The organism is Herbaspirillum sp. SJZ099, assembly GCF_007828355.1.
Classification (GTDB): Bacteria; Pseudomonadota; Gammaproteobacteria; order Burkholderiales; family Burkholderiaceae_D; genus Herbaspirillum.
Genome location: NZ_VIUO01000001.1, coordinates 115,577 through 132,888, shown reverse-complemented (window position 1 = coordinate 132,888; position 17,312 = coordinate 115,577). Strand labels below are relative to the sequence as shown.

At 63.2% G+C, this 17,312-nt stretch carries 15 protein-coding genes; 5 read left to right on the top strand and 10 right to left on the bottom strand.

Going from position 1 to position 17,312, the window contains the following annotated elements:
* The first annotated feature begins 281 nt into the window (after window positions 1-281).
* Both FB597_RS00585 and FB597_RS00580 read left to right on the top strand, forming a co-directional pair.
* Entirely contained in the window at window positions 282-1,001 is a 720-nt protein-coding gene (locus tag FB597_RS00585; RefSeq protein WP_370454619.1) for a cytochrome c, read from the top strand.
* Window positions 998-2,293: a cytochrome c gene (locus tag FB597_RS00580; protein WP_144767606.1), complete on the top strand. Its 1,296-nt coding sequence runs from the start codon at window positions 998-1,000 to the stop codon at window positions 2,291-2,293. The genes FB597_RS00585 and FB597_RS00580 overlap by 4 nt, the downstream gene beginning before the upstream one ends.
* Window positions 2,294-2,380: 87 nt before the next feature.
* Here the strand turns inward: FB597_RS00580 and FB597_RS00575 are convergent, their stop codons facing one another.
* From FB597_RS00575 to ftsH, 4 genes are all read right to left on the bottom strand, one after another.
* The gene (locus FB597_RS00575) at window positions 2,381-3,079 is read right to left on the bottom strand and encodes a winged helix-turn-helix domain-containing protein (protein ID WP_141917218.1); all 699 of its coding nucleotides are present in this window, start codon (window positions 3,077-3,079) and stop codon (window positions 2,381-2,383) included.
* 69 nt (window positions 3,080-3,148) lie between these two features.
* Window positions 3,149-4,483 (bottom strand): phosphoglucosamine mutase, encoded by a 1,335-nt coding sequence (gene glmM / locus FB597_RS00570; RefSeq protein WP_144767604.1) that lies wholly within the window; start codon window positions 4,481-4,483, stop codon window positions 3,149-3,151.
* A gap of 100 nt (window positions 4,484-4,583) precedes the next feature.
* Window positions 4,584-5,432, bottom strand: a complete 849-nt coding sequence (gene folP / locus FB597_RS00565) for a dihydropteroate synthase (protein WP_141917223.1) — start codon at window positions 5,430-5,432, stop codon at window positions 4,584-4,586.
* Window positions 5,433-5,625: 193 nt separating this feature from the next.
* The gene (gene ftsH / locus FB597_RS00560; RefSeq protein ID WP_144767602.1) at window positions 5,626-7,515 is read right to left on the bottom strand and encodes an ATP-dependent zinc metalloprotease FtsH; all 1,890 of its coding nucleotides are present in this window, start codon (window positions 7,513-7,515) and stop codon (window positions 5,626-5,628) included.
* Here ftsH and FB597_RS20060 point away from each other — a divergent pair.
* Entirely contained in the window at window positions 7,475-7,831 is a 357-nt protein-coding gene (locus FB597_RS20060; protein ID WP_186442716.1) for a hypothetical protein, read from the top strand. The genes ftsH and FB597_RS20060 overlap by 41 nt on opposite strands.
* Before the next feature lie 30 nt (window positions 7,832-7,861).
* On the opposite strand, the gene FB597_RS00555 is transcribed toward FB597_RS20060, so the two are convergent.
* Window positions 7,862-8,506: an RlmE family RNA methyltransferase gene (locus tag FB597_RS00555; RefSeq protein WP_144767600.1), complete on the bottom strand. Its 645-nt coding sequence runs from the start codon at window positions 8,504-8,506 to the stop codon at window positions 7,862-7,864.
* Between the two features lie 75 nt (window positions 8,507-8,581).
* Between FB597_RS00555 and yhbY the strand changes: the two genes are divergently transcribed.
* Window positions 8,582-9,040 carry a ribosome assembly RNA-binding protein YhbY gene (gene yhbY, locus FB597_RS00550; RefSeq protein ID WP_144767598.1) on the top strand — a complete coding sequence of 153 codons (459 nt, stop codon included), beginning with the start codon at window positions 8,582-8,584 and terminating at the stop codon, window positions 9,038-9,040.
* A gap of 146 nt (window positions 9,041-9,186) precedes the next feature.
* Here the strand turns inward: yhbY and greA are convergent, their stop codons facing one another.
* The 4 genes from greA to FB597_RS00530 all read right to left on the bottom strand — a co-directional run bounded on the left by greA (window position 9,187) and on the right by FB597_RS00530 (window position 15,264).
* Window positions 9,187-9,663, bottom strand: a complete 477-nt coding sequence (gene greA, locus FB597_RS00545; protein ID WP_144767596.1) for a transcription elongation factor GreA — start codon at window positions 9,661-9,663, stop codon at window positions 9,187-9,189.
* 507 nt (window positions 9,664-10,170) lie between these two features.
* Complete coding sequence (gene carB / locus FB597_RS00540) at window positions 10,171-13,404, bottom strand: carbamoyl-phosphate synthase large subunit (protein ID WP_144767594.1); 3,234 nt, start codon at window positions 13,402-13,404, stop codon at window positions 10,171-10,173.
* Complete coding sequence (carA, locus tag FB597_RS00535) at window positions 13,397-14,560, bottom strand: glutamine-hydrolyzing carbamoyl-phosphate synthase small subunit (RefSeq protein ID WP_144767591.1); 1,164 nt, start codon at window positions 14,558-14,560, stop codon at window positions 13,397-13,399. Before carA ends, carB begins: the two co-directional genes overlap by 8 nt.
* A gap of 296 nt (window positions 14,561-14,856) precedes the next feature.
* Window positions 14,857-15,264, bottom strand: coding sequence for a heme-binding protein (locus FB597_RS00530; protein ID WP_144767589.1), 408 nt, complete (start codon window positions 15,262-15,264; stop codon window positions 14,857-14,859).
* 256 nt (window positions 15,265-15,520) lie between these two features.
* On the opposite strand from FB597_RS00530, the gene FB597_RS00525 reads away from it, so the two are divergent.
* On the top strand, window positions 15,521-16,123 hold the full coding sequence (locus FB597_RS00525; RefSeq protein WP_141917241.1) for a C40 family peptidase: 603 nt from the start codon (window positions 15,521-15,523) through the stop codon (window positions 16,121-16,123).
* A 111-nt stretch (window positions 16,124-16,234) separates the two neighbouring features.
* Here FB597_RS00525 and FB597_RS00520 read toward each other — a convergent pair whose 3' ends face one another.
* Window positions 16,235-17,182 (bottom strand): patatin-like phospholipase family protein, encoded by a 948-nt coding sequence (locus FB597_RS00520; RefSeq protein ID WP_141917243.1) that lies wholly within the window; start codon window positions 17,180-17,182, stop codon window positions 16,235-16,237.
* Window positions 17,183-17,312 lie beyond the last annotated feature (130 nt).

The following is a 17,312-nucleotide window of genomic DNA, read 5'->3' as shown; positions in this document are numbered from 1 at the left end:
GGGGGCAGCAGGTCGCTATTGTAGCCGCTGCGCCCCGGCTTGGAAAGCGCAGGCCGCGCCGCGGCCGCGTTGTCCGCATGCGCCGTGCGGGGACAGGCTTGCAATGCCGGCGGCCGCTCTTCCACTACAATAGCTGCATGGCTGCCCCGGGCAGCGCCAGAAAAAGCATAAAAATCGCATCGGCCCCTGCAATCCAGGCCGATGCCGGCAAAGGGAGACCGAAGTTGGCGTTCATAGCGTATCCGGCCCGCCACGGCCACAGCAGGTTCGTACCAGGCCTGATGCTGCTGGCATGCAGCCTTGCCCTTGGCGCCGCGCAGGCGCAAAGCCCGCCGGTTTCGCCAACGGTCGCGGCCGATGCCGTCCCCGACATGCCGCAGCGGGTCGCCGCCTGCATCGCCTGCCATGGCAAGGAAGGCCGCGCCACTCCGGACGGCTACTATCCGCGTATCGCAGGCAAACCCGAAACCTATCTGTACAACCAGTTGCAACACTTCCGCGACGGCCGGCGCCAGTATCCGATGATGAACTACCTGCTCGGCAACCTTTCGGACGACTACCTGCATCAGATCGCCGCCTTCTTCGCCAACCAGCATCCGCCTTATCCGGCGCCCACGCCGGCCGACGCCTCGCCCGCCGTCCTGCAACGCGGCCAACAGCTCGTCACGCGAGGCATCGAGGAACGCAAGGTCCCGGCCTGCGCCGCCTGCCACGGGACGGCGCTGACCGGCGTGCAGCCCGCCATCCCCGGCCTGCTCGGCCTGCCGCGCGACTATATCAATGCGCAACTGGGCGCATGGACCAATGGCGTGCGCCAGGCCAGGTCTCCCGATTGCATGGCGACGATCGCCCATAAGCTGACCCCGGAAGACATCAATGCCGCCAGCAGTTGGCTGTCGGCCCAGCCGGTGCCGCACGATGCCGCGCCGGCAGCGTCGCCGCCTGCCCCGCTACCGCTGGCCTGCGGCAGCATGGCGCAGGCAGGAGTGCCGGGACAATGAAAAAAGCGCTCTGCATTATCGCCGCAACCGTGATGGCCGCTGCCATCGCGGTACCTGCCGCGGTCGTGGCATGGCAGTTGCTGCGCAGCGAAGATCGCGGCATCGCCACGCCCGTTGCCGACCGCGCGCAGCAGATCGAACGTGGCCAATACCTGGCGCGCGCCGGCAATTGCATCGGCTGCCACACCCCGCGCGGCGGCGATGCCTACGCCGGCGGCCGCGCGATCGCCACCAAGTTCGGCACGCTCTACTCCTCCAATATCACGCCGGACAAGAAGACCGGCATCGGCAACTGGGATGCCGACGATTTCTGGCGCGCGCTGCACCATGGGCGCGCCAAGGATGGCCGCTTCCTCTATCCTGCCTTCCCCTTCCCCAGCTATACCAAGGTCAGCCGCGACGATTCGGATGCGCTGTTCGCCTTCCTGCAGACGGTCCCGGCCACAGACCGCCCCAACCGGGAACACGCGCTGCGCTTTCCCTACAACCAGCGCATCCTGCTGGCCGGCTGGCGCGCCCTGTACTTCGAACCGGGCGAGTACCGGGCCGATACAAGGCAATCGGTCCAATGGAACCGCGGCGCCTACCTGGTCCAGGGGCTGGGGCATTGCAGCGCCTGCCATACCGCGCGCAACGCCTTGGGCGCCACCGCCGCACAGGCGGAACTGGCGGGCGGCATGATCGCGATGCTGGACTGGTATGCGCCGCCGCTCAACGGCGACCGCGAAAACGGCCTGGGCAGTTGGGAAACAGCCCATCTCACCGCCCTGCTCAAGACCGGCGTCTCGCCGCGCGGCGCAGCCTTCGGGCCGATGGCCGAGGTGGTGGGACGCAGCCTGCAGTACCTGGACGACGCGGATATCGAAGCGATGGCCATCTACCTCAAATCGCTGCCGCCGGATGCGACGCCCGCGCTGCCCCTGGCGCCACCGCCGGAGCCGGCCGAAGCAGAGCGCATCATGAAGCTCGGCAAACAGCTTTATGAAAATTTGTGCATCGATTGCCACAGCGACAAAGGCCAGGGCGCGAACCCAAGCTACCCGCCGCTCGATGGCAACCAGGCGGTCGCCGCCGCCTCTGCGGTCAATGCCATCCGCGTTGTGCTCAACGGCGGCTACCCGCCCTCGACGGCGGGCAACCCGTATCCGTTCGGCATGCCGCCATTCGGGCCGAGGCTGAGCGACCAGGAAGCGGCAGCCGTGGTTTCCTACATCCGCAACAGTTGGGACAACCGCGCCGGTTTCGTCTCGCCGTCGGAGGTGAACCGCTATCGCGGCGTGCCGCTGGATTGAACGTTCCGGACGTAAAAATCCGGACGTAAAAAAAGCGATCCGAATTTCGGATCGCTTCTTTATCGACCGATGCGGATTCCCGGCTGCTCAATCCTGGACATCCGTACTCAGCCGGTATCCCACGCCGCGCACCGTCTGCACATAATGCGCCAAATCGCCGAGCGACTTGCGCAAACGCATGATGTGGACATCCACGGTGCGTTCTTCAATGAAGGTATGGTCGCCCCACACCTTGTCCAGCAGCTGCGAGCGCGAGAAGATGCGGTCCGGGTGCGCCACCAGATAACGCAACAGCTTGAATTCGGCCTGATCCAGCGCCACCGGCCGCCCGGCTGCCGATACTTGGCGGCGCTCGGCGTCGATGCTGATCTCGCCGTACTTCAGCAGCTGGCTGCCAATCTCCGGCGTCTTGCGGCGCAACAGCGCCTGTACCCGCGCCACCAGTTCCTTGGGCGAGAACGGCTTGGTCACGTAATCGTCGGCCCCTTCATTCAAGCCTTTGACCTTGTCCTCCTCCATCCCCTTGGCGGTCAGCATGATCACCGGCAGCGCAGCGGTGCGCGGCTCCCGGCGCAGCTCGTTGAGCAAGATCAGGCCGGAGCTGTCGGGCAGCATCCAGTCCAGCAGCACCGCATGCGGCAGCGACTCGGCGATCGATTGGCGGGCTTGCGCAACGTCGGTGGCGATGGTGGTGGCAAAACCTGCCCCTTGCATCGTGAAACGCAACAATTCGGCGATGCTGGGCTCATCTTCGACCAGCAGGATATGGGGCGACTCTTTTGACATGGTCCTTCTGCCTGGAAACTACATCACGGCCTGGGGCGCCCACGGACAAATCCGCAAGCGCCATGGGGGTTACAGTACCTTGTCGGCGATGCGCTGGGCCATGCTGCGCGCCAGCTCGGCATCCTCGGCTTCGACCATCACGCGAATCAGCGGCTCGGTGCCGGAAGGCCGCAGCAGCACCCGGCCGCGCTCGCCCAGCGACGCCTCCACGGCCGCCTGCTCGGCCCGCAGCGCCGCATTCGACTTCCAATCGTAGCCGGCCGGGATCCTGACATTGATCAGCGATTGCGGAAACAGTCGGATGTCGGCCGTCATCTGCGCCAGCGACTGGCCGCTGCGCTTCAATGCCGACAGCACCTGCAAGGCGGAGACGATGCCGTCGCCGGTGGTGTGCTTGTCCAGGCACAGCAAGTGGCCGGAACCTTCGCCGCCCAGCAGCCAGCCTTTTTCCTGCAGCACTTCGAGCACATAACGGTCGCCTACCTTGGCGCGTTCGAACGGGATGCCCATTTTCTTGAAGGCCACCTGCAACGCCATATTGGTCATCAGGGTGCCTACCGCGCCATCGACCGGGCCGGTGGCGAGGCGGTCCTTGACCATCAGGTACAGCAGCTCGTCGCCATTGTAGATGCGGCCCGATGCATCGACCATCAGCAAGCGGTCGGCGTCGCCGTCCAGCGCAATGCCGAGGTCGGCGCCATTGGCGCGCACCGTCTCCGACAGGGCCTTGGGCGCCGTGGCGCCGCATTCCTCGTTGATGTTCAGGCCGTTGGGCTTGTTGCCGATGGTGATGACCTCGGCGCCCAGTTCGTGGAACACATGGGGGGCAATGTTGTAGGCGGCGCCATGCGCGCAGTCGAGCGCGATGGTCATGCCGCGCAGGTCCAGCGCGTTGGGGAAGGTGCTCTTGCAGAATTCGATGTAGCGGCCCTGGGCATCGTCCAGGCGGCGCGCCTTGCCGAGTTTTTCCGAAGGCACGCAGTCCATGGGCTGTTCCAGCGCCGCTTCGATATCGGCCTCGACCGCGTCGGGCAGCTTGTTGCCCGAGGCCGAAAAGAACTTGATGCCATTGTCGTGGAAGGGATTATGCGAAGCCGAAATCACCACGCCGGCCGACAGGCGCAATGCGCGCGTGAGATAGGCGACGGCCGGCGTAGGCACCGGGCCGGCCAGCATCACATCCACGCCGGCGGCGGCAAAACCCGCTTCCAGCGCGGCTTCCAGCATGTAGCCGGAAATCCGCGTGTCCTTGCCGATCAACACCGTTGGACGCGCAACCCCATCCCGCGCCTTGGCGAGGACTTTGCCTGCGGCATAGCCCAGGCGCATGACGAAATCCGGAGTGATGGGGGCTTCGCCCACGCGGCCGCGAACGCCGTCGGTGCCGAAATATTTTGCTGCCATAAGCTCGTTTCCTTTTAAACTGACTGCCGCTCTGCGGCGGCATCGCAGGACGCCCGTAGGGCACGTCCTGTCTTTCCATTCTAATTTTTATTTGCCGGGATCAATGCTCTTCCCGTCCGGCCTGCCACATGTTGAGCGCATCGACGGTTTCAGCCACATCGTGCACCCGGATGATCATCGCCCCCTGCTGGGCCGCCGCCAGCGCAGCCCCGATACTGCCTGCCATGCGCTTTTCCAGCGGTTTGCCGGTGACCGCGCCGACCATGGATTTGCGCGACATCCCCGCCAGCAACGGCAGGTCGAGCGCGCCGATCATGCGCCGGGTGTTCTTGAGCAAAGCCAGATTATGCGCCAGTGTCTTGCCAAAGCCAAAACCCGGATCGATACAGATGCGCTCGCGCGCCACGCCGGCCGCCATCATCTTGTCCGCCTGGCGGCGCAGGAAACCTTCCACCTCCGCCACGACGTCGCCGTAATGCGGCTCCTGCTGCATGGTCTGCGGCTGGCCCTGCATGTGCATCACGCACAGGCCGGCTTCGCTGTCCTTGACGGCGTCAATCGCGCCCTCGGCGCGAAAGCCGCTGATGTCGTTGATCATGTCCACCTCGGCCAGCAGCGCCTCGCGCATGACAGCCGGCTTGTAGGTATCGATGGAGAGCGGCTTGCCGCAGTCGCGCAGGGCGTAGATCACCGGCATCACGCGCTCCAGTTCCTGCTGCAGCGACAGCGGCGCGATGCCGGGGCGGGTCGACTCGCCGCCGATGTCGATGATGTCGACGCCGTCGGCGATCATCTGCTCTGCATGGGATAGCGCGAATTCGAGCGAATTGTGTCGTCCGCCGTCGGAAAACGAATCCGGCGTGACATTGAGAATGCCCATCACCAGAGGGCGACGGCCTTGCTGCACCGGCAGGCGGAACCTGCCGCATTTCAGAAATGCTTGTGTCATCGTGCGTTGTTGCCTATATCTTTGCTGCCTGGATTGCTGCTGTCCGGTGTTTTTCTTGCATTGACCTGGGCGGCCCCGCCTTGTCCCGGCAACGCGGCAACCGGTTGCAATGGGTGCGCCGGACGGAAAAAAGGGTGAGGATCGCTCCTCACCCTTTGCCCGGTTCGCTTGCCAAACCCGCCGGCCGGAATGATCAGGCCGGTGCAGTGGCGTTGGGCGAGATGTCGCCCGGACGATTGTTATCCGACGAGGACTTCTTGGCCGGCACGCCGTTGCGCGGCGGGCGCGGCTCGTCGCCGTTCATGATGTCGTTGATCTGGTCGGCGTCGAGGGTTTCCCACTCCAGCAGCGCCTGCGCCATCACTTCGACCTTGTCGCGGTTTTCTTCCAGCAGCTTGCGCGAGAGCGCGTATTGCTCGTCGAGGATGCTGCGGATTTCGGCATCGACCTTTTGCTGGGTGGCTTCCGACACGGTCTTGGACGCCATGCGGCCGAAGTAGGCGTCCTGCTCGGAATCCTCGTAGACCATGGTGCCCAGGGTCTCGGACATGCCGTAGCGGGTCACCATCGCGCGGGCCAGCTTGGTGGCGCGCTCGAAGTCGTTGGATGCGCCGGTGGACATCTGGTGCATGAAGATCTCTTCGGCGATACGGCCGCCGAACAGGATGGAGATTTCCTCCAGCATCTTGTCCTTGTACATGTTCACGCGGTCATGCTCGGGCAATTGCCAGGTCAGGCCCAGGGCGTAACCGCGCGGCATGATGGTGACCTTGTGCACCGGATCGGCCTTGGGCAGCAGCTTGGCAACCACCGCGTGGCCGGACTCGTGGTAGGCGGTGTTGCGGCGCTCTTCTTCGCGCATCACGGCCGACTTGCGTTCCGGGCCCATGACGATCTTGTCCTTGGCGTCTTCGAAGTCCTGCATTTCGACCAGGCGCTTGTTGCGGCGCGCGGCGAACAGGGCGGCCTCGTTGACCAGGTTGGCCAGGTCGGCGCCGGAGAAACCGGGGGTGCCGCGGGCCAGGATGTCGGCCTTGACGTCCGGAGCGATCGGCACCTTGCGCATGTGCACGTACAGGATCTGTTCGCGGCCGCGGATGTCGGGCAGGCCGACCATCACCTGGCGGTCGAAACGGCCCGGACGCAGCAGCGCCTTGTCCAGCACGTCGGCGCGGTTGGTCGCGGCGATCACGATGACGCCGGAATTGGCTTCGAAGCCGTCCATCTCGACCAGCATCTGGTTCAGGGTCTGCTCGCGCTCGTCGTTGCCGCCGCCCATGCCGGCGCCGCGATGGCGGCCGACAGCGTCGATTTCGTCGATGAAGATGATGCAGGGCGCGTGCTTCTTGGCGTTCTCGAACATGTCGCGCACGCGGGATGCGCCCACGCCGACGAACATTTCAACGAAGTCCGAACCGGAGATAGTGAAGAACGGTACCTTGGCTTCGCCGGCGATGGCGCGCGCCAGCAGCGTCTTGCCGGTACCCGGGGGGCCCACCATCAGCACGCCGTGCGGAATGCGGCCGCCCAGTTTCTGGAATTTGGTGGGGTCGCGCAGGAACTCGACCAGCTCGTGCACTTCTTCCTTGGCTTCGTCGCAACCGGCGACGTCGGCGAAGGTGACCGAGTTGCTGTTCTCATCGAGCATGCGCGCCTTGGACTTGCCGAAGGAAAACGCGCCGCCCTTGCCGCCGCCCTGCATCTGCCGCATGAAGAAGACCCATACGCCGATCAGCAGCAGCATCGGGAACCAGGAAATGAAGACTTGCGACAGGAAGGATTGCTCTTCCGGCTGCTTGACGTCGAACTTGACGCCGTTGTTGAGCAGGTCGCCCACCAGGCCGCGATCCAGATAGGTAGCGGCGGTCTTGACCTTGGTGCCGTCCTGCGTGGTGGCAACGATGGTGCGGTCCTCGATGGTCGCATCCTTGATGCGGCCGGCCTTCACCTCGCTGATGAAGTCGGAATACGCGATCGCCTTCGCGTTCGACGCCATGGTGCGGCTGTCGAACTGTTTGAACACCATAAACAGGACGAGCGCGATGACCACCCAGATGGCGGCTTTGGAAAACATGTTGTTCACTGGAACTCCTCCGACGCCGATGCGCCACGTTGCCTTTGTATGTCCCGATTTTACCCGGATTCAAACACCCTTACTAGGAAACCGCCCATCCCATCGTGCTTGCCTGCAACGCCGCGATGGCCTGATCGCCATCGCGGGCATTGCCAAACCGATCTCGGAATCGCGACGCGGGGAAATATGCGATGAAGACACACTACATCGATCTTGCCGAAATGACAGCCACCTCAAGCATAAGTTGCTTCCTATGAAGCGATATAAGGCTGAAGCGGCGCAAAACAAGACGCAAAACAGGCCAACGGCGGAGAATTGGGAATAAGGCCGGCCTTCGGGCCACTTTAGTCGATTTTCAGCGAGGATTCTTCAGGATCTTCCCTAACAGGAAGATTTCGGAAGATTTGTCCCGGCTGGCCTTGGGCTTTTTCGAGGTCACCGTCTTGAATTCAGCGCGGAACTTGTGCACCAGTTCGTTGTATCCAGTGCCGTTGAAGCATTTCACCAGCAGCGCGCCGCCGGGTTTCATGTGCGCCTGGGTGAATTCGATTGCCAGATCGATAAGATATTCGACCCGCGCCGCGTCGGCGATCGCCACCCCCGACAGGTTGGGCGCCATGTCGGACAGCACCAGATCGGCCTTGCGCCCATCCAGCAAGGTTTCCAGCTGGCGCAGCGGTTCTTCCTCGCGGAAGTCCCCCTGGATGAAATGCACGTCGGCGATCGGATCCATCGGCAGGATATCCAGGCCGATGATAGTGCCGTGGATGCCGCCGCCCTCGGCTCCGGCCAACTTGTTGCGCACATACTGGCACCAGCTGCCGGGCGTGCAGCCCAGGTCGACGATGATCTGCCCCGGCTTGATCAGGCGCTCTTCCTCGTCGATCTCTTTGAGCTTGTAGGCCGCGCGCGCGCGATAGCCTTCCTTCTGCGCGAGCTTCACGTAAGGGTCGTTGATATGGTCGTGTAACCAGTTTTTGTTTAATTTGTTCTTTGCCATTCGCGTAGAATACTGGTTTTATCTCTTTCAGGGACAGCTTCGCGCCGCCCGGCGCGGTTCCGCCATCGCATTCCCATGTTGAAACTTACTCCCGCCGAGCGCAGCGAACTGCGTGCCCAGGCCCATGCCTTGAATCCGGTCGTCATCGTCGGCGAAAGCGGCCTGTCCGACTCCGTGCTCAAGGAAATCGACAAGAGCCTCGACTCCCACGGCCTGATCAAGGTCCGCGTGTTCGGCGACGACCGCGAAGCCCGCATTGCCATCTATGAAACCGTCTGCGAGCAGCTCAAGGCGGCGCCGGTCCAGCATATCGGCAAGCTGCTGGTGCTCTACCGCCCCAAAAAGGAAGACGAGAAAAAGAAACCCGCCGGCAGCAAGGGCGGCCTGCGCGAGGTCACCATCGTCAAGACGCATATCACCAAGCGCCCCACGGTCAACAAGATCATGCTCAAGGGCAATGAACGCGTCACCGCCGGCGGCAACGTGCGCAAGGCCAAGCCGCGCCAGCGCAGCACCAAGAAGCCGCTGGGCTGAGCAGCGCCGCGTTCCGGGATGACCGGAAAAACGGAAAACGCCGAAAAACAGAATGCCCGCAGATTGCGGGCATTTTCATTGCTGCAGCTGCTGCCTGGCGTGACGCCTGCCGCCGCTGGATGAGCCAGCGGCGGCGCTCGCGCTCATCAGACGTAGCGCACTTCCAGGATTTCGTATTCCTTCACGCCGGACGGCGCTTCCACCGCCACCACATCGCCGGCGCTCTTGCCGATCAATGCGCGCGCGATGGGCGAAGTCACTGAAACCTTGGATTCCTTGATGTCGGCCTCGTCCATGCCCACGATCTGGTAAGTGACCTTCTCGCCGCTGTCCAGGTTTTCCAGGTCCACGGTGGAAGCGAACACCACGCGGCCTTCCGCGTTCAGTTCAGCGGGATCGACGATCTGGGCCGAGCCCAGCTTGCCTTCCAGGTCGGCAATGCGGCCTTCGATGAACGCCTGGCGTTCCTTGGCCGACTCATATTCGGCATTTTCCGACAGGTCGCCCTGCGCGCGCGCTTCGGCGATCGCGTTGATGACCTCCGGACGATCTTTGGATTTCAAACGTTGCAGTTCTTCTTTCAGGAGTTCTGCGCCACGCTTGGTAAGGGGAACTGTGCTCATAAGTCTCTTGCTCAAGGTTAGGGAATTGAGGAAAACGCCGACGGCGCCCACCGGCCAGACTGAAAACGCAAAAAGAAAACGCCGTCGCCGACAGGGCGACTGGTCGATGTCTTTTCATGGGAACAATCTTTACTGGTGAACGAAACGCCGCTGCAGATGTTCCGTCAGCTCGTCTCCAACACGTGCGTCCGACTCAGAGCCGCTAACAAAATCCCACTGGCCGCGTCGCGGCGGAAGGATTTTGTTAGCGGCCCCCGGACGGCGCTGCCCTGCAACATTGAACATGTTGTGGCCGCAGGGAGTCGTCCTAAGAGTCGCTAACAAAACGTCGCTGGCGGCGTTGCCCTGGCTTGCCGGGACTTCGTACCCGCGTACTGTCCGCGCCAGCCAGCCTTGCCATCAGCGTCTTGTTAGCGACTCTAAAAGTCAGAGAGGGCATCGATTGCTCAGATGCCCTCTGCGCTTGCCGGCACTACATCCAGCCGGCAAAAATAACGTGTTGTGGGTTTAGTGTATAGCTTTATGCAGGCCTTGTAAATCGTAGACGTCCAGCGCGTCCAGGTGGCGCATGCCCTCCACCGCGGCTTCGGCGCCGGCGATGGTGGTGAAGGTGGTCACGCGCGCAGCCAGGGCCGAGGTACGGATCGCTCCGGAGTCGGCAATCGCATTGCGCTTTTCCTCAACGGTGTTCACCACCAGGGCGATCTCGTTGTTCTTCACCATGTCGACGATGTGCGGACGGCCTTCGACCACCTTGTTGACGGTGGTCACCGCGATGCCGGCGGCGCTGATGGCGGCCGCCGTGCCCTTGGTCGCCACCACCGAGAAGCCCAGTGCGACCAGGTCGCGGGCCACTTGCACGGCGCGCGGCTTGTCGCTGTTCTTCACCGACAGGAACACCTTGCCCGAGGTCGGCAGCTTCACGCCGGCGCCCATCTGCGACTTCACGAAGGCTTCGCCGAAGGTCTTGCCCACGCCCATGACTTCGCCGGTCGACTTCATTTCAGGGCCGAGGATGGTGTCCACGCCCGGGAACTTGACGAACGGGAACACGGCTTCCTTGACGCTGAAGTAAGGCGGCACCACTTCGTTCTTGATGCCCTGGCTGTCCAGCGACTGGCCGACCATGCAGCGCGCCGCGATCTTGGCCAGTTGCAGGCCGGTGGCCTTGGACACGAACGGCACGGTACGCGAAGCGCGCGGGTTCACTTCCAGCACGAACACGGTGTCGACCGTCTTGCCGTCGACTTCGGCCTGCTGGATCGCGAACTGCACGTTCATCAGGCCGACCACGTTCAGGCCCTTGGCCATCAGCGCGGTCTGGCGCTTCAATTCGTCGATGGTGTCTTTCGACAGCGAGTACGGCGGCAGCGAGCAGGCCGAGTCGCCCGAGTGCACGCCGGCCTGTTCGATGTGCTCCATCACGCCGCCGATGAAGGTGCGTTCGCCGTCGGACAGGCAGTCCACGTCGACTTCGATGGCGTCGTTCAGGAAGCGATCCAGCAGCACCGGCGAGTCGTGCGAGACCTTGACGGCCTCGCGCATGTAGCGCTCCAGGTCACGCTGCTCGTGCACGATTTCCATCGCGCGGCCGCCCAGGACGTAGGACGGGCGCACTACCAGCGGGTAGCCGATTTCCTGCGCCAGGCGCAGCGCGTCGGCTTCGGTGCGGGCGGTACGGTTGGGCGGCTGGCGCAGGCCCAGGTCCTGCAGCAGCTTCTGGAAACGCTCGCGGTCTTCGGCCGCATCGATCATGTCGGGCGAGGTGCCGACGATGGGCACACCGTTGGCTTCCAGGTCCAGCGCCAGCTTCAGCGGGGTCTGGCCGCCGTACTGCACGATCACGCCGACCGGCTTTTCCTTGTCGACGATTTCCAGCACGTCTTCCAGCGTCACCGGCTCGAAGTACAGGCGGTCGGAGGTGTCGTAGTCGGTCGAGACGGTTTCCGGGTTGCAGTTGACCATGATGGTTTCGTAGCCGTCATCGCGCATCGCCAGCGCCGCGTGCACGCAGCAGTAGTCGAACTCGATGCCCTGGCCGATGCGGTTCGGACCGCCGCCCAGCACCATGATCTTCTTCTTGTCGGTCGGATTCGACTCGCACTCTTCGTCGTAGGTCGAATACATGTAGGCGGTGTCGGTCGAGAACTCGCCGGCGCAGGTATCGACGCGCTTGAACACCGGACGCACGCCCAGCTTCTTGCGTTGCTCGCGCACGGCGGTGTCGGTGGTCTTGAGCAGCTTGGCCAGGCGACGGTCGGAGAAGCCCTTCTGCTTCAGCTGGAACAAGGTAGCCTTGTCCAGCGACTCCAGGGCGACGTCCTTTTCCAGCCACAGTTCGATGTCGACGATCTCCTTGATCTGCGACAGGAACCACGGGTCGATATGGGTCAGGCCCTGCACTTCTTCCAGCGAGAAGCCCTGCGCGAAGGCGTCGCCCACGTACCAGATGCGATCCGGGCCGGGTTCGCCCAGCTCTTCCTCGATGGTTTCGCGGTCGGTGGTCTTCTCGTTCATGCCGTCCACGCCGACTTCCAGGCCGCGCAGGGCTTTCTGGAACGACTCCTGGAAGGTGCGGCCGATGGCCATCACTTCGCCCACCGACTTCATCTGGGTGGTCAGGTGCTTGTCGGCCTGCGGGAATTTTTCAAACGTGAAACGCGGGATCTTGGTCACGACGTAGTCAATCGACGGCTCGAACGAAGCCGGGGTCGCGCCGCCGGTGATTTCGTTGCGCAGTTCGTCCAGCGTGAAGCCGACCGCCAGCTTGGCGGCGATCTTGGCGATCGGGAAGCCGGTCGCCTTGGAGGCCAGCGCCGACGAACGCGACACGCGCGGGTTCATTTCGATGACGATCATGCGGCCGTCCTTCGGATTGACCGAGAACTGCACGTTGGAGCCGCCGGTATCCACGCCGATCTCGCGCAGCACCGCCAGCGAGGCGTTACGCATGATCTGGTATTCCTTGTCGGTCAGCGTCTGCGCCGGGGCGACGGTGATCGAGTCGCCGGTATGCACGCCCATCGGGTCGAGGTTTTCGATCGAGCACACGATGATGCAGTTGTCGGCCTTGTCGCGCACGACTTCCATCTCGTATTCCTTCCAGCCGATCAGCGATTCCTCGATCAGCAGTTCGGAGGTCGGCGAAGCTTCCAGGCCGCGCTTGCAGATGGTTTCGAATTCTTCGGCGTTGTAGGCGATGCCGCCGCCGGTGCCGCCCATGGTGAAGGACGGACGGATGATGACCGGGAAGCCCAGTTCCCGTTGCACCGCCCACGATTCTTCCATCGTGTGCGACACGCCCGAGCGCGCCGAACCCAGACCGATCTTGGTCATGGCGTCCTTGAACTTGGAACGGTCTTCAGCCTTGTCGATGGCTTCCGGCGTGGCGCCGATCAGCTCGACCTTGTACTTGTCGAGCACGCCGTTGCGGTGCAGGTCGAGCGCGCAGTTCAGCGCGGTCTGGCCGCCCATGGTCGGCAGGATGGCGTCCGGCTTTTCCTTGGCGATGATGCGCTCCACCGCTTGCCAGGTGATCGGCTCGATGTAGGTGGCGTCGGCCATTTCCGGGTCGGTCATGATGGTGGCCGGGTTGCTGTTGACCAGGATGACCTTGAAACCTTCTTCACGCAGGGCCTTGCAGGCCTGGGCGCCGGAGTAGTCGAATTCGCAGGCCTGGCCGATGATGATCGGGCCGGCGCCAATGATCAGGATGCTTTTAATGTCGTTACGCTTAGGCATTTTGTTTCTTCTCCATCATCGCCACGAACTTGTCGAACAGCGGGGCGATGTCATGCGGTCCAGGGGATGCTTCGGGGTGACCCTGGAAGCAGAAAGCAGGCTTGTCGGTGCGCTCGAAACCTTGCAGCGAGCCGTCGAACAGCGAGACGTGGGTGACGCGGCAGTTGGCCGGCAGCGTCGCCTGGTCCACGGCGAAACCGTGGTTTTGCGAAGTGATCATCACCTGCTTGCTGTCGAGGTCTTGCACCGGATGGTTGGCGCCGTGGTGGCCGAACTTCATCTTCAGCGTCTTGGCGCCGGAAGCCAGCGCCATGATCTGGTGGCCCAGGCAAATGCCGAAGGTCGGGATGCCGCGCTCGATCAGTTCCTTGGACGCGGCAATCGCGTAATCGCAAGGTTCCGGGTCGCCGGGGCCGTTGGACAGGAAGATGCCGTCCGGATTCAGGGCCAGCGCCTCGGCGGCAGTCGCCTGCGCCGGCAGCACGGTGACCTTGCAGCCGCGCTGCGCCAGCATGCGCAGGATATTGAACTTGACGCCGTAGTCGAACGCGACCACATGGAATTTCGGGGTGATCTGCTGGCCGTAGCCGCGGCCCAGTTGCCACTCGGTCTCGGTCCAGTTGTAGGCCTTCTTGGTCGACACCACCTTGGCCAGGTCCATGCCGGCCAGGCCCGGGAAGGCGCGCGCCAGTTCCAGCGCTTTCGCGGTGGCGGCTTCAATGCTGGCTTCGCCGGCCACGATGGCGCCGTTCTGGGCGCCCTTCTCGCGCAGGATGCGGGTCAGCTTGCGGGTATCGATGCCGGCGATGGAAACGATATTGCTTTCCTTCAGGTAATCGGACAGCGATTGCTGGGTGCGGAAGTTCGATACCAGGCGCGGCAGATCCTTGATGATCAGGCCGGCGGAGTGGATTTGCGACGCTTCGACGTCTTCGCGGTTGACGCCGGTATTGCCGATGTGGGGGTAAGTCAGGGTGACGATCTGGCGGCTATAGCTGGGATCGGTCAGGATTTCCTGGTAACCGGTCATGGCCGTGTTGAACACCACTTCGCCAGTGGTATTGCCTGCGGCGCCGATGGAAAAACCTTGAAAGACAGACCCGTCTGCGAGCGCGAGGATTGCCGGAATCGCGGAACCGGAAAGAAGAGGCAGCAAGGGTAACTCCTGAGATTGTTACCGTCGCTGCTGGATGACCGGAAGACCTTGCGCACCAAACCGACCGGCGCAAAGCCCCTGACTCATTCGGTTCGGGTGCTTGTTGGCCTGCTGGAACGAGGTGGAGGATGGGTATGCGCTACGACGGAATTTAAATTAGCTAAACCGCATAATTATAGCGCAAGAGACTCCCTCCGGCAAATCCAGGATCGCCGAAAGTTACCGCAAGATGCGTCGAAATGAACGCAAATCGCGGGATTCGCCGGCCAGGCGCGGCCTGCCGGCGAGGAACGGAATTACAGCGCCAGCGCGGCGATGCCGGCCTTGGCGATCTGCACGTCTTCCGACGACTTCACGCCCGACACGCCCACGGCACCGACGTAATGGCCATCGACCACGACCGGCACGCCGCCTTCGAGCAGCGCATCCAGCTCGGGCGCCGACAGGAAGGAGAAGCGGCCGTTGTTGATCATGTCTTCATAGATCTTGGTTTCGCGGCGACCCAGCGCGGCGGTGCGCGCCTTGCCCGGAGCGATGTGGGCCGAGATCGGAGCGGCGCCGTCCAGGCGCTGCAGCCACAGCAGGTGGCCGCCGTCGTCGACGATGGAAATCGTCACGGCCCAGTTGTTGGCCTTTGCTTCGGCTTCCGCGCCGGCGGCGATCTTCTTGACATCGTCCAGCGTCAGGAATGGTTTGTTTTGCATGTTGGCTCCGGTGTGCTGAAAAAATTGAACGGTGATTGTACGGCGAGAAAGATGTTTTGACACCAGGCCCGAACAAACTCTTCGGTGAGCGTTTTTCATGCGAGCCGCCGGGACGGGCAAGCTGTAAATCGTTTAGCGAAAAAATTCCGGTCATGCCTGGAAATAATGCAATTATTGCAAGCTGGCATGAAATTAGCTTTTGACAGGTCATGAGAATTCACTTACAGTCCCGCAATCCTACTTATAGAGGATCCTGATGACTCTACGCCGATCTGACCGATTCCGACGCCAAACCGTGCGAGCGTGCGTGCTCGCGGCCGGACTCTGGATCAGCGCATCGGCTGGCGCCGCCGACCTCTCCCTGGCGGCCCAGGATCTTCCCCCTCCCCAAGCACAAACCCCGCAAGCCCAGCAGCAGATCAGCAAGACCAATCTTGCCATCGCCCGCCTGCAAGCCATCACCGACCGCGCATCCGAACTGGCGACCCAGGCCCTGGCCATGCTGGGCATCAACTACCGCTACGGCGGCAATTCGCCCGATACCGGCCTGGACTGCAGCGGCCTGGTGCGCTACGTATTCAAGGAAGCATGGGGCACCGACCTGCCGCGCACCTCGGCTGAAATCAGCCGCGTCGGCGAAAAGATCGGCAAGGACAACCTGCAACCCGGCGACCTGGTGTTCTATAACACGCTGCGCCGCAGCTTCTCCCATGTCGGCATCTACCTGGGCGATGGCAAGTTCATCCACTCGCCCTCCAGCGGCGGCCAGGTTCGCATCGAGAGCATGGACGAGTCCTACTGGAAGAAACGTTTCAGCGGCGCGCGCCGGATCGCCACGGACGCCAGCGATACCCAATAAGCACTATCCAGCACCATCCAGCGCCATCCCGGTGCACCGCCTACGACAAAGCCGCCAAATCTGGCGGCTTTGTCTTTTTCGGCACTGGCGCTGGCGTTGCCTTGGTTCTGCTCAATTCCCCGAAAGCAACTTCAACTTGCGCTTGATCTCCGGCATGGCCTCCATCGCCGCCTGCTCGCCGGCCAGGATGGCCACGTTGCGACTGGCGAAATCGCTGCCCCTCATCGCGCCCAGGCTGGGCTGCAACACGATGTCGGCGTTCTTCAATTCATATTGGTTGATGGTCTGCCCCATGATGGCGAACGTCTGCAGCAGCACGTCCACCGAACTGGCCGACGCCTGCGTCTCGGGCTGCGCCGAGATGTTGACCGCGATCACGAAGTCGGCCCCCATCTGCCGCGCGAAGCGCACCGGCACCGGCGCCACCAGGCCGCCATCCACATAATAGCGATCGCCGATCCGAACCGACTGGAACACGCCCGGCACCGCCGACGACGCCCGCACCGCGATACCGGCATTGCCGCGCTGGAACAGGATCGGCTGGCCGCTCTTCAGGTCGGTCGCCACCGCCCCGAAGGGAATCTTGAATTTTTCGATGGGCAGGTTGTTCAGGGCCTTGTTGACGTAGTTCTGCACTCCCTCGCCCTTGAGCACGCCGGCGACCTTGGCGAAGAACGGCACCGACCAGTCGGAAATGGTGGCCTCGTCCATCTGCAGCGCCAGCTTCTGCAGCGCGAAGCCGTCATTGCCGGCCGCATACAACGCGCCCACCAGGCTGCCGGCACTGGTGCCGGCGACGATATCGGCGTCGATGCCCTGCGACTCCAGCGCCTTGATCACGCCGATATGGGCGAAGCCGCGCGCGGCGCCGCCGCCCAGCGCCAGGCCGATGCGGATTTTCTTCGGCGCCGTCGCGGTCGGCGGCGCCGGCGTGGCGGCAGCCGACTCGGCCGGCTTGGCGTCGGAAGAACCGGGCAGCCAGGCAGTCGTGCCGCAAGCGGCCAGCAACAGGGAAGATGTCAGGACGGCGAGGGTCGCCAGGTGCGAAGCGATGCGCATGGAGAAAATAGTGACTTGGAGAAACCAGCAGCAATACATAAGCCGCCACGCTGGCGACAGCGCCCGCTGACGGCGCCGCGCCATTTTACTTGAAGCCGCTTGCCGCAGCCGCGCCCGCCCGCTGGTGTAG